General features: G+C 69.7%; 23 protein-coding genes. 19 read left to right on the top strand and 4 right to left on the bottom strand.

Annotation, left to right across the window (positions count from 1 at the left end; translation table 11 throughout):
• The first annotated feature begins 218 nt into the window (after positions 1 to 218).
• Both pdxT and ACFQV6_RS21750 read left to right on the top strand, forming a co-directional pair.
• Positions 219 to 824 (top strand): pyridoxal 5'-phosphate synthase glutaminase subunit PdxT, encoded by a 606-nt coding sequence (pdxT, locus tag ACFQV6_RS21755; protein ID WP_378029365.1) that lies wholly within the window; start codon positions 219 to 221, stop codon positions 822 to 824.
• Positions 825 to 839: 15 nt separating this feature from the next.
• Positions 840 to 1,592, top strand: coding sequence for a YebC/PmpR family DNA-binding transcriptional regulator (locus ACFQV6_RS21750; RefSeq protein ID WP_378029364.1), 753 nt, complete (start codon positions 840 to 842; stop codon positions 1,590 to 1,592).
• Positions 1,593 to 1,640: 48 nt separating this feature from the next.
• Here the strand turns inward: ACFQV6_RS21750 and ACFQV6_RS21745 are convergent, their stop codons facing one another.
• A complete protein-coding gene (locus tag ACFQV6_RS21745; protein WP_378029363.1) occupies positions 1,641 to 2,183 on the bottom strand; it encodes a hypothetical protein in 543 nt (180 codons plus the stop codon).
• A 97-nt stretch (positions 2,184 to 2,280) separates the two neighbouring features.
• Here ACFQV6_RS21745 and ruvC point away from each other — a divergent pair, with 97 nt between their 5' ends.
• The 8 genes from ruvC (at position 2,281) to ACFQV6_RS21705 (ending at position 11,640) form a co-directional block, all read left to right on the top strand.
• A complete protein-coding gene (ruvC, locus tag ACFQV6_RS21740) occupies positions 2,281 to 2,808 on the top strand; it encodes a crossover junction endodeoxyribonuclease RuvC (RefSeq protein WP_378029375.1) in 528 nt (175 codons plus the stop codon).
• On the top strand, positions 2,805 to 3,407 hold the full coding sequence (gene ruvA, locus ACFQV6_RS21735; RefSeq protein WP_378029362.1) for a Holliday junction branch migration protein RuvA: 603 nt from the start codon (positions 2,805 to 2,807) through the stop codon (positions 3,405 to 3,407). The genes ruvC and ruvA overlap by 4 nt, the downstream gene beginning before the upstream one ends.
• Positions 3,404 to 4,450, top strand: a complete 1,047-nt coding sequence (gene ruvB, locus ACFQV6_RS21730) for a Holliday junction branch migration DNA helicase RuvB (protein ID WP_378029361.1) — start codon at positions 3,404 to 3,406, stop codon at positions 4,448 to 4,450. The genes ruvA and ruvB overlap by 4 nt, the downstream gene beginning before the upstream one ends.
• Positions 4,451 to 4,596: 146 nt before the next feature.
• Positions 4,597 to 4,977 (top strand): preprotein translocase subunit YajC, encoded by a 381-nt coding sequence (yajC, locus tag ACFQV6_RS21725; protein ID WP_378029360.1) that lies wholly within the window; start codon positions 4,597 to 4,599, stop codon positions 4,975 to 4,977.
• Positions 4,978 to 5,140: 163 nt separating this feature from the next.
• Positions 5,141 to 7,051, top strand: a complete 1,911-nt coding sequence (gene secD, locus ACFQV6_RS21720; protein ID WP_378029374.1) for a protein translocase subunit SecD — start codon at positions 5,141 to 5,143, stop codon at positions 7,049 to 7,051.
• A 1-nt stretch (position 7,052) separates the two neighbouring features.
• Positions 7,053 to 8,237 (top strand): protein translocase subunit SecF, encoded by a 1,185-nt coding sequence (gene secF / locus ACFQV6_RS21715; protein WP_378029359.1) that lies wholly within the window; start codon positions 7,053 to 7,055, stop codon positions 8,235 to 8,237.
• 175 nt (positions 8,238 to 8,412) lie between these two features.
• Positions 8,413 to 8,973 carry an adenine phosphoribosyltransferase gene (locus tag ACFQV6_RS21710; protein ID WP_378029358.1) on the top strand — a complete coding sequence of 187 codons (561 nt, stop codon included), beginning with the start codon at positions 8,413 to 8,415 and terminating at the stop codon, positions 8,971 to 8,973.
• A gap of 171 nt (positions 8,974 to 9,144) precedes the next feature.
• Positions 9,145 to 11,640, top strand: coding sequence for a RelA/SpoT family protein (locus tag ACFQV6_RS21705; protein WP_378029357.1), 2,496 nt, complete (start codon positions 9,145 to 9,147; stop codon positions 11,638 to 11,640).
• A gap of 343 nt (positions 11,641 to 11,983) precedes the next feature.
• Here ACFQV6_RS21705 and ACFQV6_RS21700 read toward each other — a convergent pair whose 3' ends face one another.
• Entirely contained in the window at positions 11,984 to 12,814 is an 831-nt protein-coding gene (locus tag ACFQV6_RS21700; protein WP_378029373.1) for a peptidylprolyl isomerase, read from the bottom strand.
• Positions 12,815 to 12,854: 40 nt separating this feature from the next.
• The gene (locus ACFQV6_RS21695) at positions 12,855 to 13,718 is read right to left on the bottom strand and encodes a peptidylprolyl isomerase (RefSeq protein ID WP_378029356.1); all 864 of its coding nucleotides are present in this window, start codon (positions 13,716 to 13,718) and stop codon (positions 12,855 to 12,857) included.
• 145 nt (positions 13,719 to 13,863) lie between these two features.
• Here ACFQV6_RS21695 and ACFQV6_RS21690 point away from each other — a divergent pair, with 145 nt between their 5' ends.
• Genes ACFQV6_RS21690 through ACFQV6_RS21680 form a run of 3 tightly spaced genes read left to right on the top strand, consistent with a single transcriptional unit; the run spans position 13,864 to position 16,865 of the window.
• Positions 13,864 to 14,550, top strand: coding sequence for an MBL fold metallo-hydrolase (locus tag ACFQV6_RS21690; protein WP_378029355.1), 687 nt, complete (start codon positions 13,864 to 13,866; stop codon positions 14,548 to 14,550).
• 17 nt (positions 14,551 to 14,567) lie between these two features.
• The gene (gene hisS / locus ACFQV6_RS21685; RefSeq protein WP_378029354.1) at positions 14,568 to 15,902 is read left to right on the top strand and encodes a histidine--tRNA ligase; all 1,335 of its coding nucleotides are present in this window, start codon (positions 14,568 to 14,570) and stop codon (positions 15,900 to 15,902) included.
• Between the two features lie 36 nt (positions 15,903 to 15,938).
• Positions 15,939 to 16,865 carry an acyl-ACP desaturase gene (locus ACFQV6_RS21680; protein ID WP_378029353.1) on the top strand — a complete coding sequence of 309 codons (927 nt, stop codon included), beginning with the start codon at positions 15,939 to 15,941 and terminating at the stop codon, positions 16,863 to 16,865.
• Between the two features lie 289 nt (positions 16,866 to 17,154).
• On the opposite strand, the gene ACFQV6_RS21675 is transcribed toward ACFQV6_RS21680, so the two are convergent.
• A complete protein-coding gene (locus tag ACFQV6_RS21675) occupies positions 17,155 to 17,670 on the bottom strand; it encodes a PaaI family thioesterase (RefSeq protein ID WP_378029352.1) in 516 nt (171 codons plus the stop codon).
• Positions 17,671 to 17,726: 56 nt separating this feature from the next.
• Here ACFQV6_RS21675 and ACFQV6_RS21670 point away from each other — a divergent pair, with 56 nt between their 5' ends.
• From ACFQV6_RS21670 to ACFQV6_RS21645, 6 genes are all read left to right on the top strand, one after another.
• Positions 17,727 to 18,230, top strand: a complete 504-nt coding sequence (locus tag ACFQV6_RS21670) for a winged helix-turn-helix transcriptional regulator (RefSeq protein ID WP_378029351.1) — start codon at positions 17,727 to 17,729, stop codon at positions 18,228 to 18,230.
• A 181-nt stretch (positions 18,231 to 18,411) separates the two neighbouring features.
• Positions 18,412 to 19,233: a cyanophycinase gene (locus ACFQV6_RS21665; RefSeq protein WP_378029350.1), complete on the top strand. Its 822-nt coding sequence runs from the start codon at positions 18,412 to 18,414 to the stop codon at positions 19,231 to 19,233.
• Positions 19,230 to 21,983, top strand: coding sequence for a cyanophycin synthetase (gene cphA / locus ACFQV6_RS21660; protein ID WP_378029349.1), 2,754 nt, complete (start codon positions 19,230 to 19,232; stop codon positions 21,981 to 21,983). Before ACFQV6_RS21665 ends, cphA begins: the two co-directional genes overlap by 4 nt.
• 400 nt (positions 21,984 to 22,383) lie before the next feature.
• Positions 22,384 to 24,426: a serine/threonine-protein kinase gene (locus ACFQV6_RS21655; protein ID WP_378029348.1), complete on the top strand. Its 2,043-nt coding sequence runs from the start codon at positions 22,384 to 22,386 to the stop codon at positions 24,424 to 24,426.
• 272 nt (positions 24,427 to 24,698) lie between these two features.
• Positions 24,699 to 24,983: a hypothetical protein gene (locus ACFQV6_RS21650; protein WP_378029347.1), complete on the top strand. Its 285-nt coding sequence runs from the start codon at positions 24,699 to 24,701 to the stop codon at positions 24,981 to 24,983.
• Between the two features lie 222 nt (positions 24,984 to 25,205).
• Complete coding sequence (locus ACFQV6_RS21645) at positions 25,206 to 26,108, top strand: sigma-70 family RNA polymerase sigma factor (protein WP_378029346.1); 903 nt, start codon at positions 25,206 to 25,208, stop codon at positions 26,106 to 26,108.
• The last annotated feature ends 69 nt before the right edge of the window (positions 26,109 to 26,177 follow it).

The following is a 26,177-nucleotide window of genomic DNA, read 5'->3' as shown; positions in this document are numbered from 1 at the left end:
CGCCCCGTCCCGCCCGGCGCCGCTGCCCGGCGTGGGTGGGCGCGCACGGGCGCGTTGTGTGTGCGCCAACTGCCGTTGCGGGCGGCCGGCGGAGGAGAGGGCGGCGAGCGAGGGTGGCTGGCGAGGACGGGGGTGGGCGGCGAAGGGAACAGGGCGGGGCGGCGGGGGAGGCGGGGCGGTGAGGAGGGGGAGAGCGGGATGGTGCCTAGAGTGGTGGCGTGAACATCGGAGTGCTGGCCCTGCAGGGCGACGTGCGTGAACACCTCTCCGCGCTGGCCGAGTCGGATGTGCTGGCGCGGCCCGTGCGGCGCCCGGAGGAGCTGGCCGATGTCGACGGACTGGTGATCCCGGGTGGGGAGTCGACAGCGATCAGCAACCTGGCGGTGTCGTTCGGGCTGCTCGACCCGATCCGGAAGCGGATCGCTGACGGCATGCCGGTCTACGGGTCCTGCGCCGGCATGATCATGCTGGCCGGGAAGGTGCTGGACGGCCGTCCGGATCAGGAGTCGTTCCAGGGGATCGACATGACGGTGCGGCGCAACGCGTTCGGCCGGCAGATCGACTCGTTCGAGGCGGTGGTGGCCATCGACGAGGTCGAGGGTGGTGACTTTCACGCTGTGTTCATCCGCGCGCCGTGGGTCGAGGAGGTCGGCGAAGACGTGCGCGTGTTGGGGCGCGTCAAGGACGGGCCCGCCGCCGGTAGGATTGTGGCCGTTCGGCAGGGGAACCTGCTCGCCACGGCTTTCCACCCGGAGCTGACCGGCGACCTTCGCGTCCACCGGTACTTCGTCGAGATGGTCCGCCAGGCCGTACCCGTTAGGTAGACACGGAGGTTACGCATGTCCGGCCACTCCAAGTGGGCGACGACCAAGCACAAGAAGGCCGTCATCGACGCCAAGCGCGGCAAGATGTTCGCGAAGCTCATCAAGAACATCGAGGTCGCGGCCCGGACCGGCGGTGGTGACGTGTCGGGCAACCCCACGCTCTACGACGCCATCCAGAAGGCGAAGAAGTCCTCGGTTCCGAACGACAACATCGACCGTGCCGTCAAGCGCGGCTCCGGCCTCGAAGCCGGCGGTGCCGACTGGCAGACGATCATGTATGAGGGTTACGGCCCGAACGGTGTCGCGATCCTGATCGAGTGCCTCACCGACAACCGGAACCGGGCGGCCACCGAGGTGCGCACCCGGCTGACCCGCAACAACGGCACCTTCGCCGACGCCGGCAGCGTGTCGTACCTGTTCAACCGCAAGGGCGTGGTGATCGTCCCGAAGGGCGAGCTGAGCGAGGACGACGTGATGCTCGCCGTGCTCGACGCGGGCGCCGAGGAGATCAACGACCTGGGCGACTCGTTCGAGGTGGTCAGCGAGCCGACCGACCTGGTCGCGGTGCGCACCGCGCTGCAGGGTGCCGGGATCGACTACGACTCGGCCGAGTCGTCGCTGGTGCCGACCATGACGGTGCCGCTGGACGAGGACCCGGCTCGCAAGGTGTTCAAGCTGATCGACGCGCTCGAGGACTGCGACGACGTGCAGAACATCTACGCGAACTTCGACATCTCCGACGAGGTCATGGCGGCCATCGACGAGTGACACGCACGCAAACGGGGCCCGTCTGGTGATCCACGAGGCGGGCCTCGGTCATGCGCCGGCAGTGCTGAGCCATGAGAAGTACTGGATCATCCCGCCGATCAGGAGCACACCCCCGATCACCACACGCAGGACACCGCGCCACTGACTGCGGCGCCAGGCGTGCACCCACGCGATCTCCGCATCGGCCAGCGCGTCCAGGGACCGGGACGCGCGTGCCGTACCGGGAAGAAGTGCTGCTTTTCGCAGTGCCAGGCTGCCACTGTGCGTGACCGGCCGTCCCAGCGGTGAGACCGGCCGCAACACGCTCACGGAGACCTCGTAGACCTGATCCTCGCGCCATTGCGCGCTGCGCGCGGTCAGGCGCCGCCGCAGGTAGGCGCCCGCCGCGTCGGAACCGGTCAGCCGGCCCCACCAGTGCAGCCGGCGCCAATGGCCGGCCACGTCGGTGAGGACGTCCAGGTAGATCGCACCGGACACGGAGGCACCGCCGACGAGGCGTGCGGACTCGGCACGCAGCCCGTGGACGTGTGCGGTGACGAAGGCGACGTACTCCGGCGGCGGTTCGTCGTCCATCGGCGGGATGAAGTGCACGGCTACCTCCCGTACCCATCGTCGAGGCGTGTCGGCGGCGGGCGCAAGTGGTGGCCGTACTAGGGTGTCGAACACACGTACGCGAGGGGAGGCCGTGGTGCGCGTGCTCGGCATCGACCCGGGGTTGACCCGGTGCGGCGTTGGCGTCGTCGAGGGGATGCCGGGGCGGCCGGGCAAACTGATCGGCTACTACGTGGTCTACACCGACACGGACGACGACATCTCGCTGCGCCTGCTCCGCCTGGACGAGGAGCTGAGCAGGCTGGTCGCCGAGCACAAGCCGGAGAGCGTCGCCGTCGAGCGGGTGTTCTCCCAGCACAACGTGCAGACCGTGATCGGCACCGCGCAGGCCAGCGCGGTCGCCATCCTGGCCGGTTCGCGGGCCGGGCTGCCGGTGCAGACCTACACGCCGAGCGAGGTGAAAGCCGCCGTGACCGGCTCCGGAACAGCCGGGAAGGCGCAGGTCACCGCCATGGTCACCCGCCTGCTGAGCCTGGACGCGCCACCGAGACCGGCCGACGCGGCCGACGCGCTCGCTCTCGCCATCTGCCACATCTGGCGCGGGGGCACCCGCGCCAAGATCCAAGCCGCGGCTCTCGCCGCCGCCCGCAGGAGCTACCGATGATCGCCAGTGTGCGCGGTGCCGTCACCGCGATCTTCCCGGACAGCGCAGTGGTCGAGGTGGGCGGCGTCGGCATGCGCATCCTCTGCGCGCCGAACACGCTCGCCTCGCTGCGCATCGGCGCCGAGGCGCGGCTCGCCACGACGCTCATCGTGCGGGAGGACTCGCTCACCCTCTACGGCTTCGCCGACGACGACGAACGCCAGCTCTTCGAGCTGCTTCTGACGGCAAACGGCGTGGGACCCCGCATCGCGCAGGCGGTCCTCGCGGTTCACAACCCCGATTCGGTACGGCGCGCGATCGCCGGCGGTGACCTGGCCGCGTTGACCAAGGTGCCGGGGATCGGCAAGCGCGGTGCCGAGCGTCTCGTCGTGGAGCTCAAGGGCAAGATCGGCCCGGTCCTGGGCGGTGACGGCGGCTCGTCCGGTGTGCTGCTGGGCGCGTGGCAGGAGCAGGTACGCCAGGGTGTGCTCGCTCTCGGCTGGAGCGCCGCCCAGGCCGATCAGGCGGTCGCCGCCGTGTCCGAGACGATCGACGGTGAGGTCCCGCCGGTTCCGGTGCTGCTGCGCCAGGCGATCCGCCTGCTGGGCCGGACCCGATGAGCGAGGAACTCGTCTCGCCGGAGGAGTTCGACGAGGACCTGGACGCCGAGGCCACCGTCCGGCCCCGCCGGCTGGCCGACTTCATCGCCCAGCACCGGGTCCGTGACCAGCTCGAACTGCTGCTCAAGGGCGCGATGGGCCGGGGCACCCCGCCGGATCACATCCTGCTGTCCGGCCCGCCCGGCCTGGGCAAGACCACCCTCGCCAACATCGTGGCGGCGGAACTGGGGACGGGTATCCGTACGACGAGCGGTCCGGTGATCGAGCGCTCCGGTGACCTGGCCGCGATCCTGACCGGTTTGAGTCAGGGCGATGTGCTGTTCATCGACGAGATCCACCGGATCGCCAAGCCGGCCGAGGAGCTGCTCTACAGCGCGATGGAGGACTTCCGGGTCGACGTGGTGGTCGGCAAGGGGCCGGGTGCGACGGCGATCCCGCTCGACGTGGAACCGTTCACGCTGGTCGGCGCCACCACCCGCGCCGGTCTGCTGTCCGGGCCGATGCGTGACCGGTTCGGATTCGTCGCGCACCTGGACTTCTACTCACCGGCGGATCTCGACGCGCTGCTGCACCGCTCGGCGCGCATTCTGGGTGTGCCGATCACCGCGGAGGGCGCCGTCGAGATCGCCGGCCGCTCCCGCGGCACGCCGCGTATCGCCAACCGGTTGCTGCGGCGGGTGCGTGACTTCGCCGAGGTGCGTGCCGACGGTGTGGTCACCGAGGAGGTCGCCAAGGCGGCACTTCAGGTGTACGACGTCGACGCCCTCGGCCTGGACCGGCTGGACCGGGCCGTGCTCCGTGCGCTGATCGACTCGTTCAAGGGCGGCCCGGTCGGGCTCTCCACGCTGGCCGTGGCGGTGGGGGAGCAGTCCGACACCGTCGAGGAGGTGTGTGAGCCGTTCCTGGTCCGGGCGGGTCTTCTGGCCCGGACGCCGCGGGGGCGGGTGGCAACCGAGGCGGGTTGGGCACACTTGGGTAGGACGCCGCCCACGGACGGGCGCTCAGGGGTGTTCCAGGGTGACCTGTTCGCCCGGGACGCGTGATTATTGCTCGTGATGCGAACGTGACGTGTGCCGCATTCGTTATCTCCAGGTTGACCTATTAGACTCGCCGCCGTTCCAACCGGAATCTGCATATCGCCCCGGCGCCCGCCCCACGTCGCGCCGACGGCTTACGGAAGGCTTTTTTCGTGCTCAAGGCAGCTGAACCAGCGAGCGGCGGCAATTTCTCCTTTTTGCTGATCCTCGTCCTGCTCTTCGGGTTCATGTACTTCGTCATGATCCGCCCGCAGCAGAAGCGGCGCCGTGAGGCTCTCGAGATGCAGAACTCCCTGGGTCCCGGCGACGAGATCGTCACGATCGGCGGGCTGCACGGCACGGTCGTGCTGGCCGACGCCGACCAGGTGACCCTGGAGATCGCTCCTGACGTGCAGGTCCGGTTCGCGCGCCCCGCCATCGCGCGTGTGTTGAGCAAGGCCGGCGACTTCATCCCCGAGCCGGACGTGGTTGAAACCTCGGCGGACGAGCCAGAGAGCCCGATCGTCGAGAACCGCGCGAACAAGCAGGACTGAACCGAATCGCCCCCCGGACCGGCCCGCAGCGCCACATACGCGGGTCGGTCCGTAAGGCCGCCGTTCGACCGCGACGGCCGGTCATCGTTCGATAACGCCGCGCTCCATGCGCGGCCGTAGCGCAGGGAGACCCAACGCCGTGGCACGACCACCACAGGGACAGATGCATCCTGGACGGCAACTCGCCGTGCTCGGTCTGGTCTTCGTCGTCCTGTATCTGCTCGTCTTCTTCGCCGGTGGCGCCAAGGGCAGTTTCAGCGACCGGCTGGAACCGAAGCTCGGCCTCGACCTGATCGGCGGCACGCAGGCCACCTACATCGCCTCGCAGCAGGGTGCGCCTCCGACCCGGGAGGCCATGGAGACCGCGAAGGAGATCATCGAGAGCCGCGTGAACGCGCTCGGTGTCTCCGAGGCCGAGGTGGTGATCCAGGGCAACAACACCATCGTCGTCTCGCTCGCCGGTGAGGCCGACGACCAGCTCAAGGACCTCTCGCAGGCCGCCAACATGCGGTTCCGCCTGCTCACCGGTGTGACCGGTGACGTGGCGGCGGCGGCGCTGAACCCCGCGGCCCCGTCGCCCAGCGCGTCGGCCAGCGGCGCGGCCCCGTCGGCTGCCCCGTCCGGCGCCCCGGCTGCCAGCGGTGCGGCTCCGGCCATCACCGGCAGTGCCGCCCCGAAGGCCTCCACCGGCGGCCAGGGTGGCGGCGCGCCCGCACCCAGTGCCGAGCCGTCGGCCTCCGCGCCGGCTGCCGCCACGCCTGCCGCCTCGGCCCCCGCGGCCGCGCCGGCTCCGCAGACCGCGGACCAGAAAGAGCTCCTCGCCGCCGTCGAGAAGAAGGTCGGCGCGCAGGCCTGGGGTGCTGCCGAGAAGCTGACCGCCCCGGTCGACCTGAGCACCGACCCGAAGGCCGGGCAGCCGTTCAAGGTGTTCTCCACGCTGACCGGCCCCGAGGTGGCGGTCCTCAGCCCGCAGATGCAGTTCAACGTGCCGACGATCAGCTGCGAGCAGCTCAACTCCCGGCCGAACGGCTCGATCGACGACGCGAACTCGCAGGTGGTCTCCTGCTACGAGGGCACCGCCAAGGTCATGATGGACAAGGCGGAGGTGATCGGTGACGACATCGCCAGCGCCAGTCCGCAGATCGACCAGACCACCAGCCAGTCGGTCGTCTCGCTCGACTTCAAGAGCGAGGGCCAGAAGAAGTGGACCGAGCTGACGCGTAAGGCGTACAACGCCACCAGCGCGGACCCGTGCTTCGTCGCGGTCAGCTCGCTCTACGGTTCGGCCGAGCACTGCGCCGTCGCCGTGGTGCTGGACAAGGAGATCCTCTCCGCGCCGCAGATCCAGGGTGTGCTGAGCGGCCAGTCGCAGATCACCGGTGACTTCACGCCGGTGACCGCGAAGAAGCTCGCCGACCAGCTCAACTTCGGTGCCATCCCGGTCAACTTCGAGGCCGGCCCGATGCAGACGGTCTCCGCGACCCTCGGCCTCCAGCAGCTCGAGGCGGGCCTGCTCGCCGCCGCGATCGGCCTGGGCCTGGTGGCGGTGTACGCGTTCTTCTACTACCGCCTGCTCGGCTCGGTCATCTTCCTGAGCCTCGGCCTGTCCGCGCTGCTCACCTTCGGCGCGCTGGTCTTCCTCGGCCGCACGATGGGCTTCACGCTGACCCTGGCCGGCATCGCCGGCTTCATCGTGTCGCTGGGTGTCGCGGCGGACTCGTTCGTCATCTACTTCGAGAGATTGAAGGACGAGATCCATGAAGGGCGGTCGCCGCGCAGTGCGGTGCCCCGGGCCTGGCACCGGGCCCGCCGGACGATCATCTCGGCGAACACCATCACCATCCTGTGCGCGGTGGTGCTGTACATCGTCTCGATCGGCGCGGTGCAGGGCTTCGCGTTCGCGATGGGTCTCTCGGTGGTCCTGGACCTCCTGGTGGTGTTCCTCTTCCGTCACCCGATCATGACGATGCTCGCCAGCACCAAGGCGTTCATGTCGCCGCGGGTCAGCGGCCTGGGCCGCGTCCTGCGCACCCACAACGAGGAGAACTCCTCCTCGCGCGTGAAGGAGGCCTGACATGGCCCGTCCCGGACTCGCCACCCGCCTTTACCAGGGTGAGGCGAACCTCAACATCATCGGGCGTCGCAAGCTGTGGTTCACCATCGCGGCCGCGCTCGTGCTCATCTCGATCGGCAGCTTCCTGATCAGGCAGTTCGAGCTCGGCATCGAGTTCGCGGGTGGCACGTCGTTCACCGTGCCGGCCTCAACCGCCGGTGCGGAGCTGACCCAGACCGAGGCTCAGGAGGCGGTCGAGCGGGCGGTCCAGTCCGTCGACCCGGCGGCCGAGGTCGGTGCCGCCCAGCAGGTCGGTTCCGGCGCTGACGCCAGCTACACGGTGCGGGCGTCGGCGCTCTCCCCGGCTGAGGCCGAGGAGGCCAAGGCGGCCCTGGTCGAGGACCTCGGGGTCAACGCGGACGACGTGAGCGACAACCAGGTCTCCGCTGCCTGGGGTGGCGCGGTCACCGAGAAGGCTGTACTCGGTCTGGTGATCTTCCTGGTGCTCGTGGTGGCGTACCTGATCGTGCGGTTCGAGTGGCGGATGGCCATCGCGGCCCTCGCCTCGCTGCTGCTCGACCTGACGCTGACCGCCGGCGTCTACTCGCTGGTCGGTTTCGAGGTGACTCCGTCCACCGTGATCGGCTTCCTGACGATCCTCGGTTACTCGCTGTACGACGTGGTGGTCGTCTTCGACAAGGTGCAGGAGAACACCCGGGGTATCACCGCCGGAAGCACCCGGACCTACGGCGAGGCGACCAACCTCGCGGTGAACCAGACCCTGATGCGTTCGCTGAACACCGGTCTGGTGGCGCTGCTGCCGGTCGGTGGCCTGCTCTTCATCGGTGCCGGCCTGCTCGGCGCGGGCACGCTGAAGGACCTGGGCCTGGTGCTCTTCGTCGGCATGGGCTTCGGTGTCGTCTCGTCGATCGTCTTCGCCGCGCCGGTGCTGAGCCTCCTGAAGGACCACGAGCCGAAGATCAAGGCGCACACCGCCCGGGTCCTCGCCCGGCGGGCGCAGCGGTCCAGCGACGTGGCCCCGAAGGGCGAGCGGGTCCGTCCGGCCGGCACGACCGAGTCCGACGAGGTGGCCGTGATGGCCGGGACCACGCCCCGCCCGGGCGCCCGGCCGGTGGTCAAGCGCAACAACACGAACCGTGGCGGCGGTGCCGGTAACCGGCCCAGCGGCGGCGGCAAGCGGCGCTGACACGTAGCGACGGCCCGCCACCGCTGGTGGCGGGCCGTCGCCATGCCCGGGGCCGTGTCGCCCGCGAGGAAAGCCGTGGGTGGGGGCCGTGTCGTGCGCGAGGGCGTGCTCGGTGCGGGCGTGGCGGGCCGTTGCCGTGCGCACGGTGCGCTGGGGCGGGCTTAGGCTGTCCGCCGTGACTGAGAATCTCGAGGTGACCGGGGACAGCGGGCCGGAGCTCGCCGCCCTGGTTGCGAGCGGCACCGTCGACGTGCCGGACTTCCCGAAGCCGGGCATCCTCTTCAAGGACCTGATGCCGCTCTTCGGCGACGGTCCCACGTTCCGGAAGGTCGTCGACGGGATCGTCGCCCACTACGGGTCCGGCTCGTTCGACGTGGTGGCCGGGGTGGAGGCACGCGGGTTCGTGGTGGCGGCCGCCGTCGCGTACGCCACGGGACTCGGTGTGGTGCCGGTGCGCAAAGCCGGCAAGCTGCCGCGTCCCGCCTTCTCCGCGACGTACGCGCTGGAGTACGGCGAGGCCACCCTGGAGGTGAGCGACGACGCGTTCGTGGCCGGTCAGCGGGTCCTGGTGGTCGACGACGTTCTGGCCACGGGAGGTACCGCGGTCGCAACGATGGACCTGGTCGAGCGGGCCGGCGGTACGGTTGCCGGGTTCACCGTACTGATGGAGCTCGGCTTCCTCGACGGCCGGAAACGGCTCGAACCACGCGGCGTGCACGCGCTGCTGACCGTTTGATCCGTCTTCGATGTTCTTCGCCCGGTCGGGCCTGCTTATTCGTAGGTTCGGCCGGGCCACTCGGTAGGGCGGTGCGGGTAGGATGGGCGTTCCAAGGTGACCAACCCTGGCTCAGACGGACGGTCCCGGTCGGATTCGACCGGTGTTCCCGGCGAAGGTGTGAGGAGGCCGGTGTCCAGCGACGTCGCCCCTCCGGCGGAGGGCACGGTGCAGCCGACCGAAAACTCGCGGACCGGTTCGGGTGACGCTACGCCCGGCGATCAGGTCCGTGCCGATCAGGTCCGTGCCGATCAGGTCCGTGCCGATCAGGTGCGTGCTGATCAGGTGCGTGCCGACGAGAAGGCTGTCGGCGATCTGGAGAACACCCAGCCACTGACCCCCTCGGAGGAGTCGAGCGGCTTCAACCTGGCCAGTGCGCCGACCGGGCGCCGCGTTCGGGCACGTCTCGCCCGGTTCAACGCGCCGTGGCAGAGCACGCAGGTCAGCGAGGTTCTCGAGCCGCTGATCGCGACACACCGGGCCAGCCACCCGAAAGCGGATGCCCGCGCCCTGCAGAAGGCGTTCGACGTCGCCGCCCGGTGGCACTCGGGGCAGTACAGGAAGTCCGGCGACCCGTACATCACGCATCCGCTCGCGGTGGCGACCATCCTGGCCAACCTCGGGATGGACACCACCACGCTCGTGGCCGCGCTGCTGCACGACACGATCGAGGACACCGACTACTCCCTCGAGAGCATGCGCAACGACTTCGGTGCCGAGGTGGCGCTGCTCGTCGACGGCGTGACCAAACTCGACCGGGTGAAGCTCGGCGACGCGGCCAAGGCGGAGACCATCCGCAAGATGGTCGTGGCGATGGCCAAGGACCCCCGCGTCCTGGTGATCAAGCTGGCCGACCGGCTGCACAACATGCGCACCCTGACCTTCCTGCCCCGCGCCAAGCAGGAGCAGAAGGCCAAGGAGACTTTGGAGATCCTGGCCCCGCTGGCACACCGGCTGGGTATGAACACGATCAAGTGGGAGCTGGAGGACCTGGCCTTCGGCACGCTGTTCCCCAAGCGGTTCGAGGAGATCAACCGCCTGATCGGGGAGCACCAGCCGCAGCGTGAGGCGCTGCTGCGCCAGGTGACCAACCGGGTCTCGCTGGATCTGAAATCGGCGAAGATCAAGGCCGAGACCACCGGCCGGCCCAAGCACCTCTACTCGATCTATCAGAAGATGATCGTGCGGGGCCGCGACTTCAACGACATCTACGACCTGGTCGGCGTGCGCATTCTGGTCGACACGGTCCGCGACTGCTATGCCGCGCTGGGCGTCATCCACGCGAACTGGCAGCCGGTGCCGGGCCGGTTCAAGGACTACATCGCGATGCCGAAATTCAACATGTACCAGTCGTTGCACACGACGGTCATCGGCCCGACCGGCAAGCCGGTCGAGATGCAGATCCGCACGTTCGCCATGCACCGCACGGCCGAGTTCGGTATCGCCGCCCACTGGAAGTACAAGGAACAGAAGGGCGCGACGATCGTCGGCCCGCCGGCGCACATCGACGAGATGACCTGGCTGCGGCAGTTGCTCGACTGGCAGCGCGAGGCGAGCGACCCGTCCGAGTTCCTGGACGCGTTGCGGTTCGACCTCTCCAGCCAGGAGGTCTACGTCTTCACGCCCAAGGGCGACGTCATCCCGCTGCCGACCGGCTCCACCCCGGTGGACTTCGCCTACGCGGTGCACACCGAGGTCGGCCACAAGTGCATCGGCGCCCGGGTCAACGGCAAGCTGGTGCCGCTGGAGTCGACACTCTCCAACGGCGACGTGATCGAGATCTTCACGTCCAAGTCGGCCACGGCCGGCCCGACGCAGGACTGGCTCGGCTTCGTGAAGAGCCCCCGAGCTCGTACGAAGATCAGGCAGTTCTTCAACAAGGAGCGCCGCGAGGAAGCGATCGAGGTCGGCAAGGACGCGATCGTCAAGGCGATGCGCAAGCAGGGCCTGCCCCTGCAGCGGATGCTCACCAGCGAAAACCTGACCACTATCGCTCGTGACCTGCACCTGGCCGACGTCTCCTCGCTCTACGCCGCGGTGGGGGAGAGCGCCGTCTCCGCCCAGTCGGTGGTGGCGAAACTCGTCGCCGGCTTCGGCGGTGAGGAGGGCGCGGTCGAGGACATCGCCGAGACCGCCGTCGCGACCCGGCCGCCGCGCAACCGCAGCAGTGCCCAGGACCCGGGCGTCGTGGTGAAGGGCGTCTCCGACGTCTGGGTGAAGCTGGCCCGCTGCTGCACCCCGGTGCCGGGCGACGCGGTCTTCGGTTTCGTCACCCGCTCCGGCGGTGTGAGCGTGCACCGCGAGGACTGCGCCAACTCCCAGGACCTCCGCGACCAGAACGAGCGGGTGGTCGAGGTCAGCTGGAAGCCGACGTCGGCGTCCACCTTCCTGGTCGCGATCCAGGTGGAGGCACTCGACCGGCACAAACTGCTCGCCGACGTCACCCGGGTGCTGTCCGAGGAGCGGGTGAACATCCTGTCCGCGACGGTCACCACCACCCGGGACCGGGTCGCGGTCAGCCGATTCACTTTCGAAATGGCCGACCCCAAGCACCTGGGTCACCTGGTCGCCGCCGTGCGCAAGGTGGACGGTGTGTTCGACGCCTACCGGGTGACGTCCGGGGCCTGACCGTCGCGGGTTCTCGCTGACCGGGGGACGGTTTTTGGCCGGTGCCGCCCCACTCCGGGCGGTCAGGCTGGATCCCTGCGTGGGCCGGCACCGGCCAAAAACCTTGCCTGGCTCAGGTGGGAGCGGCGGGGGTCGGCCTGGTGGGTGGGACCCGGCAGCGGCGACTCTGGGAGGGGCAAGAGTGCTCTCGGTGTTCGTTGCAGTTGCTCTCATGAGCCGGCGGCTGCGTGCGGCCTGGGGTGGCGACTGGCTTGGGCGGGCGCGGGGGCGGGGCTGCTGTTCGGCCGTACGAATGCATGAAAAAAGGGCGACCCCTGGTGGGGCCGCCCTTTTCGCGAAGGTCTCAGGAGACGGTCATCGTCTTGATCGTGAGTTCCTTCTTGGGGTGACCGCCGCCGGCGGACTGGGCGAAGGCGCCGTCGTCGCCGGCCTTGACCACATCCTTGACGATGTCGAGGCCCGAGGTGATGGTGCCGAGGAGGGTGTAGTTCGGTGAGAGCTGGGTGTCCTCGGAGCAGATGAAGAACTGGCTGCCGGTGCTGCCGGGCTGGCCGGTGTTCGCCATCGCGATGGAGCCCGCCGGGTACGGCTTGGCGGTGTCCGTCGGGAGGTTTTCCTCGATCATCGTGTAGCTGGGGCCGCCGGTGCCGTCAGTTTCGCGGTAGCCCTTGCCGGTGGCGAAGGGGTCGCCGCACTGGAGGACCTTGAAGGTGGCCTCGTTGACCAGGCGGTGGCACTTGGTGTTGTCGAGGAACTTCTTCTCGGCCAGGTGCTTGTAGCTGGCGCCGGTGCACGGTGCCTTGGTCAGGTCGATCTTCGCCTCGATGACGCCCAGGCTGGTGTCGAACTTGAGCGTGCTGGTGCCCACGTTCGGCACGGAGGCCGGCGGGGTGCCGACGTCCTTCACCTTGCCGCCGCCGGCCGCGTCCGCCGGGGTCCAGGTGCAGGCGACCGTGCCGGCGGCCGAGGCCGAGGCCGAGCCCGGCTTGTCGTCGTCCTTCTTCAGCACGTTGACGATCCAGACGGCCGCGCCCGCGATGACGACCACCGCGAGGGCCGATCCGAGGACCGCCCGCTGCCGGCGGCGCTTGCGTGCGGACGTGGCACGCTCAGCCATCTCTTTTTCGAGCCGGGCCCGCGCCGCCGCGCGCTGCCGGTCCTTGATCGACGACACGGTGTTCTCCCTGCTGCTGTCTGTCTCTGACATCACGATCTCACGACTGGGCGCTGGCCGAGGGGGCCGCGGAGGGGGCGGGTGCCGGCCCGATGGACAGGCTCTTGATGGTGATCTTGTCCTTGGGTTTGACCTTGTCGCCGGTCGCGTTCTCGACCGTGGTGATCTTCCCGATCTTGTCGAGTGTGTCCAGGCCACCGCTCACCCGGCCGATGATCGGGTACAGCGGCTGAGCCGCGGGGGCGAAGTCCTTGAGGAAGATGAGGAACTGGCTGCCGTTGCTGCTCGGCGGGTTGCCGATCAGCGCGACGGTGCCCTTGGGGTAGAGAACGGTCTTGTTCGCTGCGGCGCTCGCGCTCGGCGCGGGCTCCGGGGCGTCCGGAACGTTCTCGTCGTAGAAGCTGTAGGCCGGCCCGCCGTTGCCGGTGCCGCTCGGGTCACCGCAGCGCAGCGCGCCGTCAGCGGTGATCTCGTGGCAGTCGGTGTTGTCGAAGAACGCCTTGCCCGCCAGGTGCGACATGCTCGCGGCGGCACACGGTGCACTTGCGACATCCAGGTCGGCCACGATCGGCGCACCCTGGTTGGTGGAGATGGTCAAGGTCTCCGTGCCGTCCTCCGGCAGGTCCTTGGTGGGCGGTGTGCCGACCTCCTTGAGGTCGGGGTTGCTCGTCACGCTCTGTGGGGTCCACAGGCAGGTGTCGCCGGCGGCGGTCTCGGTGGACTCGTCGCTGTCGAAGGCACCGCCGATCCACGCCACACCGGCCACGATGAGCAGCACTGCCAGACCCGCGCCGACCCCGGCCGAGATACGGCGGCGGCGACGCTCCTTCTCGGCCCGGCGGGCCAACTGCCGGTCGAATTTCGCGCGCGCGAGCTTGCGCTGCCGGTCCCTGCTGGAAGCCACCGAACGCTGTCCCTTCCTTATATATGTCAAGGGGTGCGGCACGCCACACGCCCGCAAGAGTGTACGGGTAACCGCTGAGAAAGTGGTGTGCGGCCGCCCGGCTAGGCTCGTTACGATTCGCACCCATCTGTAGAGAGGTCCTATCGTGCTCGTCACCGGCTTTCCGGCCGAGGCCTTCGGCACCAACTGTTATGTGGTGGCCGCCGGTCCGGGCGAGCAGTGCCTCATCGTCGACCCGGGTATCGGCGTGCTCGACCAGCTGGACGAGGTGCTGGCGCAGCACCGGCTCCACCCGGCCGCCGTCCTGCTGACGCACGGGCACCTGGACCACACGTTCTCGGTCGCGCCGGTCTGCGGCGCGCGGGGCATCACCGCCTACGTGCACCCCGCCGACCTGGAGATGCTCGCCGATCCGGCCAAGGGGCTGAGCGTCGATCTCGCCGCTCTCTTCGGCGGCCGGCTCAACTACACGGAGCCCGACGACGTGGCCGAGCTGACCGACGGCGCGGTGCTGTCGATCGCCGGCCTCGAGGTGACAGTCGATCACGCGCCCGGCCATACCGGCGGGTCGGTGCTGTTCCGCCTGCCGGGCGACACGTCTGCCGAGGTCTGCTTCTCCGGCGATGTGCTGTTCGCGGGATCCATCGGGCGCACCGACCTGCCGGGCGGCAGTACACCGACGATGATGACCAGCCTGCGGGACAAGATCCTGCCGCTCGCTGACGAAACCGTCGTGCTGCCCGGCCACGGACCGGCCACCACCATCGGCCGTGAGCGTGCGTCGAACCCGTACCTGCGGGAGCTGACCGGCGCGCCCGGCCGCGGCTTCTGACTTTCCCTGGAGAAATTGTGCCTATTTCCGGTTTTCCCGAATGGCTGCCGCCCCAGCGCATGATCGAGCAGTACGCGCTGGACAAGATCCGGTCCACGTTCGAGCTGTACGGGTTCGCTCCTCTGGAGACCCGCGCTGTCGAGCCCCTGGAGACACTGCTCTCCAAGGGTGAGACGTCGAAAGAGGTCTACCTGCTGCGCCGCTTGCAGGAGGAGGACCCGTCGGCCCGCTCCGACGACCAGCTGGGCCTGCACTTCGACCTGACGGTCCCGTTCGCCCGGTTCGTCACCGAGAACCACGGCAAGCTGCAGTTCCCGTTCCGCCGCTACCAGATCCAGAAGGTGTGGCGGGGGGAGCGCCCGCAGGAGGGCCGTTACCGCGAGTTCCTCCAGGCCGACATCGACGTGGTCAACCGGGACACGCTGCCGTTCCACTTCGACACCGAGATGCCGCTGGTGATCGGGGACGCGTTCCGGTCGCTGCCGATCCCGCGGGCGGTCATTCAGGTCAACAACCGCAAGGTGTGCGAGGGGTTCTATCGGGGTCTCGGGCTGTCCGACACCGCGCAGGTTCTCCGCACTGTCGACAAGCTGGACAAGATCGGTCCGGAGAAGGTCGCCGCGGCTCTCGTGGAGACCGCCGGTGCGACCGATGCCCAGGCGCAGGCCTGCCTGAAACTGGCGGAGATCTCCGCGTCCGACGGGTCGTTCGTGGACCGGGTGCGGGCGCTCGGCGTCGACGACCCGCTGCTCGACGAGGGACTGTCCGAGTTGCTCCAGGTAGTCGAGACCGCCGGGGAGCACGCGCCGGGCCTGGTCCGGGCGGAGCTGAAGATCGCCCGTGGGCTGGACTACTACACCGGCACGGTCTACGAGACACAGCTCGTCGGCTACGAGCGGTTCGGGTCGGTGTGCTCCGGCGGGCGGTACGAGACGCTCGCCTCGGTCGGCAACACCCGCTTCCCCGGCGTCGGCATCTCGATCGGAGTGTCCCGGATGTTCGGGATCCTTTTCGGGCAGAACGCGCTGAGCGTCTCGCGCTCGGTGCCGACCTGCGTCGTGGTGGCGGTGCCCAGCGACGACCGGCGGGGCGATTGCGAGAGGATCGCGATGGCGTTGCGCCGGCGGGGCATTCCGACCGAGGTGGCGCCGACGGCGGCCAAGTTCGGTAAGCAGATCCAGTTCGCTGATCGGCGTGGCATTCCCTATGTGTGGTTCCCGGGTGCGCCTTCCTCGGGCGCGGCTGCGTCGGACACGGTCAAGGACATTCGCTCGGGGGAGCAGGTGGAGGCTGACGCGGCGACCTGGGAACCGCCGGCCGCCGATCTCAAACCGGTTGTGTCCGCGAGCTGAGCCCCGTGATCATGGTCCAGCGGTTACCTTGACGGGATGCCGCTGGACCAGACCGCGCTGCTCATCGAACTCGAACCCGTCGTGGCCACCAACCTCGACCGGCACCTCGCGCTCGCCAAGGAGTGGTTCCCGCACGAGTACGTGCCGTGGAGCCAGGGCCGCGACTTCGACGGCTTGCTCGGAGGCGTGGCCTGGCAGTCGAACGATTCGGATTTGCCGGAAGTCGCCAGGACTGCCCTGATTGTCAATTTGCTCACCGAGGACAATCTGCCGTCCTACCACCATGAGATCGCCACGCTCTTCGGCCGGGACGGCGCCTGGGGCACCTGGGTGCACCGCTGGACCGCCGAGGAGGGCCGCCACGGCATCGCCATCCGCGACTATCTGACCGTCACCCGAGGCGTCGACCCGGTCGTTCTCGAACGGGCGCGGATGGACCACATGCAGTCCGGCTACACCAACGCTCACGGTGATGGCGTGCTGCACTCGCTGGCCTACGTCGCCTTCCAGGAGCTGGCCACCCGCATCTCACACCGCAACACCGGCAAGGCGACCGGCGACCCGATCGCCGAGCAACTCCTGGCCCGCGTCGCCGCCGACGAGAACCTGCACATGGTCTTCTACCGCAACCTGCTCACCGCCGCCTTCGACATCGCCCCCGACCAGGCGATGCGTGCCGTGCAGGACGTCACCACCGGCTTCCAGATGCCCGGCGCCAACATCGAGGGCTTCGGCCGGAAGGCGCTGTCGATCGCGCTGGCCGGCATCTACGACCTGCGCCAGCACCGCGACGAGGTCCTGGCGCCGGTGATGCGGCAGTGGAACATCTGGGACCGCACCGACGTGGGCGCGGATGGCGAGCAGGCTCGCGAGGCGCTGGCCGCGCACATGGCGGAACTGGAGACGCAGGCGGCCCGCTTCGAGGAAAAGCGCGAAGCCCGCAAACAACGTCTTCAGCGATAGCCGGTAGCGGCCTTCAACGATAGCGCCGGTAGCGCTTTCGGTGGTGGTTGCTGTTTCGAGAAAGATCAACCGCAGATGTACGCGTGATCGAACAGTCCTCTTCTCTCCGGCCGGCTCGCGTCGTGGTCAAGGCCGTTGCCGCTGCCGGGCCGGCGTCGCGCGGCTGGCGCTCCGCTCCATCCCTTGAACCCATTCTCCCCGATGCCCCGCTCCGCTCTCGCCGCCGCAGGGTGGGTAGGCGCGCACGGTGGGGCTTAGGTCCGGTTGGCAGGGGAGTCGAGGGTGGGTGTTAGGGGGTGGGGAGGTCGAAGAGGAGGCAGGTGGAGGTGGCGTGGGCTATGAGGCGGCCGGTGGGGTCGGTGAGGCGGGCCTCGGCGAGTGCGGTGCGGCGGCCGCGCTGCAGGACGGTGCCGGTGCAGGTCAGGCGGCCGGAGTCGATGGTGACCGGGCGGAGGAATTTCACGTTGAGGTCCATGCTCGTGTAGCCGACCCCGGCGGGCAGGGTGCTGTGCACGGAGCAGGCGGCGGCGGTGTCGAGCAGGGTGGAGATCACGCCGCCGTGGACGGTGCCGAGTGGGTTGTAGTGGAACTCCTGCGGGTCGAGTTCGACGGTGACGCTGCCCTCCTCGACGCGCATGCCGCCCGCGTCGATCAGGTTCATGATCGGCGGCGGTGGGAAGTCGCCGGTGGACATGGCCTGGAGCAGTTCGAGGCCGCTGCGGCGGCCCAGGCGGCCGGCGTGTTCGGCCGGGTCGGCCCAGGCGAAGGTGCGGGTCCGGGTGCCGGCATCCTGAGTCTGCGTCATGGACGCAGGTTGCCACGGGCTTGCTGCGTCTGTCAACGAGACTTAGCCTCGACGCCATGGTCGGACACGTCACACCCGCGAGCACCGCTCCGCCGGAAGCCCTGAGCTGGTCGGCCGACAACTGCACGATCAGCCGGGCGATGGCGATCCTCGGTGAGAAGTGGACGATCGTCGTGCTGCGCGAGGTGTTCAGCGGGATCCGGCGGTTCGACGACATGCGCGTGCGCACGGGAGTACCGCGGCAGGTGCTGACGAACCGGCTGGCCGTGCTGGTCGAGCACGGAGTCCTGCGCCGCGAGCCGTACCAGGAACCGGGCTCCCGCGTGCGCCACGAATATCGGCTGACCGAGAAGGGGTTCGACCTCTATCCGGTGCTGATCGCGGTGGCCGAGTGGGGCAACCGCTATCTGGCCGACCCGGCGGGCCCGCCGATCGAGTACGCCCACCGGGACTGCGGCGCCGAGGTACACATCGAGATGCACTGCGCCGACGGGCACACGGTCGCCGAGAAGCGCGCCGTGGTGCCGCGCCCGGGCCCGGGAACGCACCGCCGGGCCTGAGCTGGGATATGGGCCGGCTGACCGGTGAGGACGAGCCGGCCGAGGAACGGCAGTGGCCCCGGCCGATGGTCCGCCGAACCTCCGGCACCTGCTGCCCCACACTTCGGATTAGCCCGATGTTTCGGTTTTGTTCCGATTAACCTCAGCAGTAGCCCGATCGGGCTACTGCTGAGGAGGAGCGGTGGACGGCAGTGTCGACCCGCGCCGTGGCCGGCTACTGATCATGGGTGGCGCCGCCGGACCGGCTCTGCTCGTGCGTTTCGTGGAACTGGCCGGATCCGCCGCGGCCCGGATCGTGGTGATCGCGACGGCCAGCGAGTCGCCGGAGACCGCTGAGGCCTCGTACGTCGACAGGTTCTCGGCCCTCGGAGCCGGCAGTGTCGAAGCGCTTCGGCTCACCTCCCGCTCACAGGCGAACGCGCCCACCGTCGAGCCGGTGCTACGTGCGGCCACCGGCGTCTTCTTCACCGGCGGCGACCAGGAGCGGATCACCAGCGTGATCGGCGGTACGGCGACCGACTCGCTGCTCCAGACGCTCGTCGCCGCCGAGGGGCTGGTGCTGGCCGGCACCAGCGCGGGCGCCGCGATGATGTCCGGCACCATGATCACCGGCGGCGACGGCACCGGGGTCACCGCTCAGTGCGTGACCACCGGGCCGGGCCTGGAGTTCCTGCCCGGCGTCCTGATCGACCAGCATTTCGCCCAGCGCGGCCGGCTCAACCGGCTGCTCAGTGCGGTGGCGCGGTACCCGCACGAGCTCGGTGTCGGCATCGACGAGGACACCGCCATCCTGACCGACGGCAACTGTTTCGAGGTGCTGGGCAGCGGCGCGGTCACCGTCGTCGACGCCGGTACCGCCATCGACATCCGGGTCCCGCGGACGGGCCCGATCGCGCTGGCCGGGGCATGTATCCACGTGCTGCCGGCCGGTTACACCTTCCACCTCACGGGCCGACGGCCGGTTATCGGCACGCCCGCCGCTGAACGGGATGAAGCCGCATGAAGATCGAGTCCCTGCGCCGCCTGCGCGGCCCCAACGTCTATCTGTCACGGCCCGCGGTGGTCGCCCGGCTGTGCCTCGACGAGCTGAGCGGTCAGGAGACCTGTGACGTCACCGGCTTCACCGAGCGGCTGCTGCGTGCGCTGCCCGGCCTCTCCGAGCACCACTGTGCGGCCGGATCGCCGGGCGGGTTCGTCAGCCGGTTGCGCAACGGAACCTACTTCGGCCACGTCACCGAGCACGTGTGCATCGAACTGTCCCAGCTGATCGGGCGGGATGTGAGCTTCGGCCGCACCGTCGCGGCGGGGGAGCCCGGCGTGTACGACGTGATCGTGGAGTGCCCGGTGGACGAGTCACCGGAGTCACACGTACCCGGTGAACTGATCGCCACCGCGATCGACCTGGTCCTCGAGGTGCACGGCGGCTCCGGCCCGGGCGCCGCAACGCTCACCGAACGTCTCGCCGGCCTGGCCGCCCTCGCCGAGCGGGAGGCGACCGGCCCGAGTACCCGCTCGATCATCGCGGCGGCCCGGCGGCGCGGCATCCCGGTGGAACGTTTCGACGACCTGAGCCTGATCCGGCTCGGCTGGGGCAACCGGCGCCGGCTGGCCTGGGCCGCGATGACCGACCGGACGAGCGGCCTCGGCGTGGACATCGCCGGGGACAAGCACGTCACCCGCCGCGTGCTGGGGGAGGCCGGGGTGCCGGTCGCACCGGGCGGAGCGGCCCGGAACCCGGCGGAGGCGGTGGAGCTCTTCGAGGAGTTCGGTGGTCCGGTGGTGGTGAAGCCGCGTACCGGCAACCACGGGCGTCACGTCGCGCTCAACCTGACCACCGCGGCCGGCGTCGAGCGGGCCTGCACCGAGGCCGGTGGTGACGTCGTGGTCGAGCGCCAGCTCAGCGGCCGTGACTACCGGGTGCTGGTGGTCGCCGGTGAGGTGGTGGCGGCCGCCGAGCGGATCGCCGCGCACGTCGTCGGGGACGGCCGGGCCACCGTGCGGGAGCTGGTCGAGCGGACCAACACCGACCCGCGCCGGGGCATCGGGCACTCCCGGGCGCTGACCCGGATCACCCTGGACGACACCTCGGCCCGGGTTCTGCGCGGTCAGGGCCACGAGCCGGAGAGCGTGCCGGCCGCCGAGGAGGTGGTGTGGCTGCGCGAGAACGCCAACCTCTCCACCGGCGGCACCAGCCGGGACGTCACCGACCAACTGCATCCCGACGTGACCCGGCTCTGCCAGCGGGTCGCCGCGCTCGTCGGCCTGGACATCGCCGGCATCGATCTGCGGCTGCCGGACATCGCGGCACCGGTGCCGCCGATCGGCGAGCCGGAGCAGATCACCGCCGGGGTGATCGAGGTCAACGCGGTGCCGGGCCTGCGGATGCACCTCGCGCCGGTGCACGGACGGGCCCGGGACGTCGGCGACGCGATCGTCCGGGCGATGTTCGCCGGCGGGTCGGACGGGCGGATCCCCACGGTCGCGGTCACCGGGACCAACGGCAAGACGACGGTCACCAGGCTCACCGCACACCTGCTGCGCGGCAACGGCACCCGGGTCGGTGTCACCAGCACCGACGGTGTGGTGATCGACGGCCGGACCGTCCACGTCTCCGACGCGACCGGCCCGCGGTCGGCGCAGATGGTGCTCGGCGACCCGCAGGTGGAGGTCGCGGTGCTGGAGACGGCCCGCGGCGGGCTGCTGCGGCGCGGCCTCGGTTACGACTGGTCGGACGTCGGCGTGATCACCAACATCACCGCCGACCACCTCGGCCAGGACGGGCTGGACTCGATCGACGACCTGGCGCACGTCAAGGCCCTGGTCGCGGAGCGAGTGCGGGACGGCGGGACGCTTGTTCTCAACGCCGACGACCCCTGGGTACGCAGCCTGGCCGACCGGCCCCGGGTGCGCGCGGACCGCAAGCGGCTCGTCTGGTTCGGGCTGGACGCCACCAACCCGGTGGTCACCGAGCACCTGGCACGCGGAGCCACGGCCTACGTCCTGCACGACGGCTGGCTGGTTCAGGCGACCGGGGCACGCCGCACTCCGCTGGTGCGGCTGGCCGAGGTTCCCGGAGCGTACGGCGGAGCGGCCCTGCACGTCGCGGCGAACACGCTCGCTGCCATCGCCGCAGCCAGGGCCCTCGGCGCCCGGCCGGAAACCCTGGTGGACCGGCTCGCCGAATTCGACTTCAGCGTGGAGAACCCGGGCCGTGGCACCCTTTTCCGTCTCGGTGAGGTCTCGATTTTTCTTGATTACGCTCACAATCCGGCCGCCCTCGCCGCTACTCTCCGTACTCTTCACCGGCTCTGGGGGGCCGAACGCTGTGTAGCGACGGTCACGCTGCCCGGTGATCGCCGCGATGACCTGCTTGCCGCCTCGGCGCAGATCCTGGCCGACGGTGTGACCCGGGTGGTGCTCTACGACGACAGCGACCCCCGGGGGCGCCGGCCCGGCGAGGTCTCGGCGTTCGTCGAGCGCGAGATGCGGGCCCGCCGGCCGAAGCTTTGCGCCGAGCGCGCCGACGGCTGTCGCGACGCCGTGGTCCGCGCGGTACGCCTCGCCGCTCCGGGGGAGGTGGTGCTCGTGATCTACGAGAAGTGGGCGCCGATCCGGGCGTTGATGGCGGAACTGGGCGCGGTGCCCGCAGGCGGGGCCCCGGTGGCCGCGGGGTCGATGTTGCCGCATTCGCCCGCTTCCGGTGCGATTCCGGCGGTTGCGCGGAGCCTGACACCGTCCCGGAAACTGGTGTGAGGCCATGACAGATCTTGGACAGAGTCGATCTCTCTCCGTAGTGGCTTTCTGACCGATCGTGACGTGATCCGAAGTGGACTCATCCGTAAGGTTGAGGCTGCAAGTTCCGACGAAGCGGGCAATCTTTCACCGCCGCCGTGGCGCTACGTGTGCGTACCACGGCAGAAAGCCCTTTCCCGCACGACGAATCGCTCCGTACGTCGGGCTCGCGGTGCCGTACTGACCGTAACGAGTGCCTGGTAGATCGTGCTGTGCCCTGTCGATCTGTCGGCCGATTGGTACTAACATCCACGCCGTCTATGGGGGATGCTCGGAGTCCGATGGAGGGCCCGACTCTCCCGGCGTCGGTCGGCATGGCGGTGCAGCCCGACGTTTCTTCAAAGCGCGCATGTGGGGGCACATGAGCACGACGGACCTGCCCGGTTCGGGTCTGCTCGCCGGTCGCTATCGGCTGGTCGAGCGTCTCGGTGCCGGCGGGATGTCAGTGGTGTGGCGAGGGTTCGACGAAGTTCTGGGGCGTCAGGTCGCTGTCAAGGTCCTCCCACCCTCGACCAGCGCCGACCCCTCGTTCCGGCGCAGGCTGCGTGCCGAGGCGCAGGCGGCCGCGCGGCTCACTCACCCGAACATCACCAATGTGTACGACTACGGCGAGGCCACCACGCTCGACGGTGAGCCGGTTCCCTACGTTGTGATGGAGCTCGTCGACGGCGAGTCGCTCGCCGCCGTCCTGGCCCGGGTTCGGGTGCTGAACTGGCCGACCGCGGTGCGGATCGGCGCCGAGGTCGCGGCCGCCCTGGCCGCCGCGCACTCGCGGGGCATCGTGCACCGCGACGTCACCCCGGCCAACGTCATGCTGACCGCGGGCGGCGCCAAGGTGGTCGACTTCGGCATCTCGGCGCTGATCGGCGAGAACGACACCGACGACGACGGCAGCCTCCTCGGTACCCCGGCCTATCTGGCTCCGGAGCGGCTCGATGGTGGCCAGGTCAGCCCGGCCACCGACGTCTACGCGACCGGGCTGCTCATCTACCGGATGCTGATCGGCCAGCTGCCGTGGGACGTGGGCACCACCACCGCGCTGCTGCGTGCACACCAGTATGTGGAGCCCGAGCCGCTGCCGCCGGTCGAGGGGCTTCCGCCCGCGGTGGACGCGCTGATCCGCCGGTGCCTGGAGAAGCGGCCGCAGGACCGGCCGTCCAGCGCCGAGACGGCCCACTTGCTTGCCGGTGTCTCCGCCTCGGCCCCACTGATCACCGCCGGGTTCGAAGCCGACTGGCGGGACGGCGAGGACACGTTCATCCTCCCGTCCGGCTATCCGTACTCAGGCATCGGCCCGGCCGCGGCCGCCACCGGGCCGGCCGCGTCGAACGACGGCACGGTGGACACCCAGGGACCGACCGACCCCGACAGCGTGCACCCGGTGCGTGCCGCGGCCGTCACCGAGGCCGCCGCGTCCCGGCCGGCCGACCAGGCACCCCTGCGTGCCGCTTCGGCACCTCCGCTGCGTCCCGGCGCCGGTGGACCGCCGCCCGGAGCCCCGCCGAACAAGCCGGGCGCCACGCGCAACCAGACCAGGGCCCGGCGTGCCGTGGTGCTCGGTGGCACTGTCGCTCTGCTCAGCGCGCTCACCTACGGGTGGACGGCGGTCGGGCAGTCACGCGACGACAAGGCCGCCGGTGCCACGGGCGCGCCGCAGCCCAGCGTCGTACCGGCGGCGGGACAGTGCGTCGTCAGCTACGCCGTCTGGTCCGACGAGGGTGACCGCTTCAAGGCCCAGGTGACCCTCGCGAACCGCGCCGAGGTGCCGGTCGAGGACTGGGACCTGTGGTTCGTGATGCCGGGCGACCAGGTGCTCAACGGCAACGGCAAGCTTCAGCTCAGCCAGCAGGACCGGCAGGTCAAGGTCAGTTCGGCCGCCGTGCTGGAGTCGCAGCGCACCACCACGATGCAGATCACCGGGCGGTACGAGGAGAGCAACGCCGCTCCGATGGTCTTCAAGCTCAACAACCTGACCTGCGAGACTTTCGTCTCCGGCAAGCCGGGCGAGCCGTCCCGGCCGGTGGAGTACCTGTCCGACGGCAACGCGCGGCTCGGCGACGTCGACGACATCGAGGACACCCCGAGAACCGGCGTCTCGATCGGGCCCGGCGGCATCGTGGTGATCACGCCGACCTCCACGTCGTCCCAGTCGCCCGGCGCGAAGCCGACCACCGACCCCACACCGGGGACCAGCAGCACGACCTCCAGCCCGACGGTGGGTACCACGACCACCACCACGACGGCGACCACCACCGACCCGACCGGTCCGGTGGATCCCTCGCCGCTGGAGTCGGAGGGCCCGACGACGGACCCGGTGGTCGAGCCGACCAAGAGCACGTCCCCACCGGCCGTTCCGGGCACCTCCCTGGAGCCTTGCGACCCGGCGGACTGTGAAGAGGAGTGACCGGATACGGCGATCGGTCGGACCGAGGCGGAAAACCAGGAGCCGAACGACCGATCGCCGCGTTACGGTGAAGTCGATACCGACAGACGCTTCTGCTCCGATCCGCACGCGGCGACGCCGGTGACGACGACCAGGCCGGACGCCCCGATTGCGGCACTTTCGCACGGCGTGGCTGCCGGCCGGTAAGCAACCCGCAGGGATGATGGGCGATGGCCGTAGAGGTGGTTCGACGGCTCACGCCCGAGTCCAGACGCGGGTGTCAGCCGGAGTTCTTGCAGGTCGTCGACATCGGGGAGTTCGACATCATGATGAGCACAGTCAAGGATCTGGCTGCCGAGGCGCTCTTCGTCTCCTACCTGCAGCCGTCCCAGTGTCCCAGCCGGAAGATCGTGGAAGAGGCCATCACCATGATGATCCTGCGGCACGGCAGCGACGGGTGCGCCGCCGGCGTGGCCACCGAGTTCGGTGACCACCCGGAGTCCGCCGTCCGCCGGATGGCCTGGGTGCACACCGAGCTGATCGCGGTGCTGGCACCGCGCATGCCGGTCATGCACTGACCCGGAGGCAACTCCAGCCCTTCTCGCTCGCGATCTTCTCGCAGGCCGGGGAGGGCTTCGGCATTCTTACAGGTCCGCCGTGGTCCCCACCGGCCTGAGGTTTTTCATGAAAAAACTCCACAAAAGCAACTGAGTTCGGGCCCCGCTGCACCTTGGGACGGCCACTCTTCTTCTCGTCAGCCGGTTTTCACCAGCTGGTTCGCACGAGCGAGGAGGACCTACGTGACCATCACGACCGAACTCCCCGCCACCATCGGCATCGCCCACGACGCGCCGTCGGCGCGCGACATCGAGGACCTGATCCGCGAGAACATGCCGATGGTTGGCCATCTGGTCCGGGAGCTGCTCAACCGTGTCCCCGGCCATGTCCACTCAGATGACCTGTCGTCAGCCGGGTTCGCGGCCCTGCTCGGCGCCGCGCGCTCCTTCGACGTGACCCGTGGCATCCCGTTCCACCGCTTCGCGGCGGTCCGGATCCGCGGTGCCCTGCTGGACGAACTTCGCGGGCAGGACTGGGCCAGCCGCTCGGTCCGGGCCCGGGCCCGCCGGGCGATCGCCGCCCGGCAGGAGCTCACCGCCGCCCTCGGCCGCACACCCAGTGATGCCGAGGTCGCCGAAGTTCTCGGGATCGGCGTCTCCGAACTGGCCGCCGTCGAGGACGATGTGCAGAAGGCGTCCCTGCTCAGCCTGCAGGGCTTCCCCACCGGGGCGGCCGAGGAGATGGTGCCGGAGCTGTCCGAAGGGCCGGAGGACCTGTTGCTGAAGCGGGAACGCCTCGGCTACCTGCATCAGGCCATCCAGGCGCTGCCCGAACGGCTCCGCCAGGTCGTGGAGGAATCGTTCCTGCAAGAGCAGCCGCTCAGCGAGGTGGCGGCGCGGCTCGGGGTCACCGAGTCGCGGATCTCGCAGCTGCGCACGGAGGCGCTGCGGCTGTTGAGAGAGGGATTGAACAGCTCTCTCGCGCCGGAGCTGCTGACGGTGGCGGCCGGCGGGCCGCGGACCCGTAAAGGGTGTCTGCAGCGGCGGCGGACGGAGTATTTCGCGAAGGTCGCGCAGCAGGGGAGTCTGCATACAAGGCTGGCGTTGACGGACAGTCATGGGGTACCGATAGCGGTGGCTGCCTGAGGTGGGACTTGGGATGGCGAAGGGCGGCCGATGGCCGTCCTTCGCGGTTTTCCCGGTCTTGCGGCTGGT

The sequence above is a fragment of the Actinoplanes sp. GCM10030250 genome, assembly GCF_042666575.1.
Taxonomy (GTDB): domain Bacteria; phylum Actinomycetota; class Actinomycetes; order Mycobacteriales; family Micromonosporaceae; genus Actinoplanes.
The sequence above is the reverse complement of the archived record's forward strand: the minus strand, read 5'-3'. Positions and strand labels throughout refer to the sequence as shown.

Coding starts and splice junctions, on each gene's coding strand:
- ACFQV6_RS21750 (WP_378029364.1), top strand. CDS start 840: ATGTCCGGCCACTCCAAGTGGGCGACGACCAAGCACAAGAAGGCCGTC.
- ruvA (WP_378029362.1), top strand. CDS start 2,805: ATGATCGCCAGTGTGCGCGGTGCCGTCACCGCGATCTTCCCGGACAGC.
- ruvB (WP_378029361.1), top strand. CDS start 3,404: ATGAGCGAGGAACTCGTCTCGCCGGAGGAGTTCGACGAGGACCTGGAC.
- secD (WP_378029374.1), top strand. CDS start 5,141: ATGCATCCTGGACGGCAACTCGCCGTGCTCGGTCTGGTCTTCGTCGTC.
- secF (WP_378029359.1), top strand. CDS start 7,053: ATGGCCCGTCCCGGACTCGCCACCCGCCTTTACCAGGGTGAGGCGAAC.
- ACFQV6_RS21680 (WP_378029353.1), top strand. CDS start 15,939: ATGCCGCTGGACCAGACCGCGCTGCTCATCGAACTCGAACCCGTCGTG.
- ACFQV6_RS21675 (WP_378029352.1), bottom strand. CDS start 17,670: ATGACGCAGACTCAGGATGCCGGCACCCGGACCCGCACCTTCGCCTGG.
- ACFQV6_RS21670 (WP_378029351.1), top strand. CDS start 17,727: ATGGTCGGACACGTCACACCCGCGAGCACCGCTCCGCCGGAAGCCCTG.
- cphA (WP_378029349.1), top strand. CDS start 19,230: ATGAAGATCGAGTCCCTGCGCCGCCTGCGCGGCCCCAACGTCTATCTG.
- ACFQV6_RS21655 (WP_378029348.1), top strand. CDS start 22,384: ATGAGCACGACGGACCTGCCCGGTTCGGGTCTGCTCGCCGGTCGCTAT.